Raw genomic sequence first — 1,857 nt, 5'->3', positions numbered from 1 at the left:
CTACGGGACCTGACCACCGCTCCCGGCGGCCCGCCCGGAGCGATCGCCGTCCTCAAGCGCGGGTCCCGCGTCGAGGTCCTCCGGGCGGGCACCGCCGAGACGGGCACCGGCCGCCCGGTCGCGGTCACCGACCACATGCGGATCGCCAGTACGGCCAAGGCGTACAGCGGTGCCGTCGCCCTCCGGCTCGTCGGCCGGGGGAAGCTGCGTCTGGACGACACCATCGGCAAGGTGCTTCCCCGGCTGCCGCGCGCATGGCACCGGGTCACGCTGCGGCAGCTCCTGAACCACACCAGCGGGCTGCCGGACTTCAGCGCGGACCGGCAGTTCCTGGCCCTGGTGACCGAGAACCCGCGCCGCCGCTTCGACTCACGCCGCCTGCTGGACTTCGTGGCCGACGAGCCGCCGGTGTTCCGCCCCGGGAGCCGGTACGCCTACTCCAACTCCGACAACATCGCCGTGGCGCTGATGGCCGAGGCGGCGACGGGCCGCCGCTATGAACACCTGCTCGACCGGCTGGTGTACCGCCCGTGGCACCTGCGCGGCACCAGCCTGCCGCAGGGCCACCGGATGCCCGAGCCGTACCTGCACGGCTACGACGTCACCCCGCCGGACCCGCCCGAGGACGTCAGCGAGGTGCTGAGCGCCTCGGGCGTATGGGCGTCGGGCGGCATCATCTCGACGCCGGAGGACATGACCGCGTTCATCCGCGGCTACGCGGGCGGAAAACTGATCCCGGGCCGGGTCCGCGACCAGCAGCGCACGTGGGTGAACGGCGCGTCCGAACCGGCGGGCCCGGGCCGGAACAAGGCCGGTCTGGCCATCTTCAGATACGCCACCCGCTGCGGCGTGGTCCTCGGCCACACGGGCAACTTCCCCGGCTACACCCAACTGATCGCCGCCACCCCCGACGGCAGCCGCTCACTGGCCGTCTCCCTCACCACCCAGATCAACAGGGCGACCAAGCCGGACCTGCTGAAACGGCTGCGCACCGTGGAGGAGAACCTCGTGTGCGCGCTGCTGCGCGGGCGGTAGCCACCGGGCGGCCGTCCGGTCAGCGGAGGCGGGCCGCCCGTACGTGATGCAGGTGGACCACGATGTCGTAGGACCGGGCCAGGCAGGTCTCGGGGCTCTTCTTCGACCAGTACAGGCCGTAGGAGCGGGTGGGGCGGGTGGCGTTCAGCCAGGCGCGGGCCGGAGCCGGGGCGGTGCGCAGGTCCAGGGCGAAGTCGCGGTGGCCGAGCCGGTCCAAGGTGTGTTCGCTGTGGTCGGCGGGTGCGGGCCGCACGGTGTAGGTCCGCGGTCGCGTCGCGGTGAAGTCCGGGAGGGCGTTGATGCTTCCCCGGCCGAAGGTCAGGCCGATGTTCACGTACGCCGTGCCGAGCCGCTCACGCAGGAACGCGCCAGTCGGCTCGGGGAACTCCCGCGGGTTGTCGCTGGTGTAGGCGACGTGGCCGTTGTTGGAGGCGAGGAGGATCTTGCCGTGGGTGTGGTCGAGCCACCATGCGGTGTTGTCGGCCATGACCTGGTCGCGGTAGCGCATGCGCTCGGCGAACCGCTCGTCGGGGAAGGCGTAGGCGGTGAAGGTCTGGCTGACGGCGGTGGCGTTGCGCACGGCCCAGTCGTACGCCTTCGCCCCGCTGCCCCGGGGACGGCCCGAGGAGCGCAGGAGCGCGAGGGCCTCGGCCGCCCGCGCGGCGTCGGCCCGGCGGGCGGCGATGTCCTTGGACAGCTGCCTTGCCATCCAATCGCCTGCCTCGGTGCCTTCGCCGGGTCTCAGGGGGGCGTACAGGGCGTCGATACGGGCGATGAGTCCGGGGCGGTGCGCGGCGATGTACGCGCGGGCCTGCTCGTAGG

General features: G+C 72.6%; 2 protein-coding genes. One reads left to right on the top strand and one right to left on the bottom strand.

The features are described from left to right. Positions 1 to 1,035, top strand: a 1,035-nt coding sequence (locus tag AB8Z36_RS38945; RefSeq protein ID WP_369218090.1) for a serine hydrolase domain-containing protein, incomplete at its 5' end; no start/stop codon positions are given. A gap of 19 nt (positions 1,036 to 1,054) precedes the next feature. Here AB8Z36_RS38945 and AB8Z36_RS38940 read toward each other — a convergent pair. Beyond that, a partial coding sequence (locus AB8Z36_RS38940; RefSeq protein WP_369218089.1) for an erythromycin esterase family protein occupies positions 1,055 to 1,857 on the bottom strand: 803 nt, incomplete at its 5' end.

Origin of the sequence: Streptomyces flavofungini (assembly GCF_041028215.1) — a bacterium.
GTDB classification, from domain to species: domain Bacteria; phylum Actinomycetota; class Actinomycetes; order Streptomycetales; family Streptomycetaceae; genus Streptomyces; species Streptomyces flavofungini_B.
The sequence above is the reverse complement of the archived record's forward strand: the minus strand, read 5'-3'. Positions and strand labels throughout refer to the sequence as shown.